This window comes from Mesorhizobium sp. M7A.F.Ca.CA.002.15.2.1 (assembly GCF_003998715.1).
GTDB lineage: Bacteria > Pseudomonadota > Alphaproteobacteria > Rhizobiales > Rhizobiaceae > Mesorhizobium > Mesorhizobium ciceri.
In genome coordinates this window covers 1-1,067 of record NZ_RZPI01001079.1, presented here as the reverse complement: position 1 = coordinate 1,067, position 1,067 = coordinate 1, and the positions used below count along the sequence as shown (strand labels likewise).

1 protein-coding gene and 1 pseudogene are annotated in these 1,067 nt (G+C 59.1%); both read left to right on the top strand.

Features of this window, described 5'->3' with window-relative positions; all coding sequences use genetic code 11:
* A pseudogene (locus ENZ74_RS32740) lies at window positions 1-260 on the top strand (tRNA (adenosine(37)-N6)-dimethylallyltransferase MiaA); the annotation flags it as partial.
* Window positions 261-365: 105 nt separating this feature from the next.
* On the top strand, window positions 366-1,067 hold a 702-nt coding region (locus ENZ74_RS32735; protein ID WP_164761440.1), incomplete at its 3' end, for a GGDEF domain-containing protein.

The window sequence follows — 1,067 nt, the reverse complement described above, 5'->3', positions numbered from 1 at the left end:
AGGTCAGGCGGCTTGCGGCACTTGGCCTCGATCCCGAATTGCCGGCGATGAAAGCGATCGGCGTTCGCGAACTGCAGGCGGCGATGGCCGGAGGGATTGGCTTTCCCGAGGCAATCGAACGCGACAAGATCGCGACCAGGCAATATTCCAAGCGGCAAACCACCTGGTTCAGGCATCAATTGGGGCCGGAATGGCTGAGGTTGCACCCCGGTGATGATCTGGAAACCACGATCTCAGCGCTTGCTTCCGATGCAACCTGAAAAGTTTACCTGCAAGGAAAGGTTCCCGTTGTGGTTGTCCAAATTAACCCTCCGTAAGCCCGCCCATGCCATAAGGTCGATGGGCACTTTTCCAACGGGGAGCAGATGCGTTTCCACAAGGCGGAATCAGCGTTTTTCGTCTTTATATTCGTGATCCTGGCCGCCGGCCTGGTGACGCTGCATGCTTATGGACTTCTGCAGTCCTTCGCCGACGAGTTGCATACGGCTTCGGGTCTGGACAAGGTCATCTATCTCAACAAGCTCTTGTTCGCGACCGGCGTGCTCCTGGCCACCGCGCTGTTCTTCGGCATTTTCTTCATCTATCCGCTGATTCGAAAACAGGCGACGGAGGAGGGCAAGCTGCGCGCCATGACGGTCTCGCTCAGCGCGCGGTCGGAAACACTCGAGCATGCGGCGCTGACCGACGGCCTGACCGGCATGCAGAACCGGCGCTATTTCGATGATGCGCTGAAGGAGTATCTCGAGGAGTTCCGGCGCATCGAAAAGCCTGTCGGGCTGATGATCCTCGATCTCGACCATTTCAAGCAGGTCAACGACACCCATGGCCATGACGTCGGCGACGAAGTGCTCAAGGCCGTCGCAAGCTGTCTCAAGGATATGACGCGCTACCACGATGTGGTGGCGCGATTGGGCGGCGAGGAGTTCGCCGTGGTCACGCCCAACATGGACGCCGAGCTTCTGGGCAAGTTTGCCGAGCGCATCCGCAAGGCGATCGCCAACATGTCGGTGCTGTCGGGCAATGTCCGCCTCAAGATCACCACCAGCGTCGGGCTAGCCGTCTGGGAC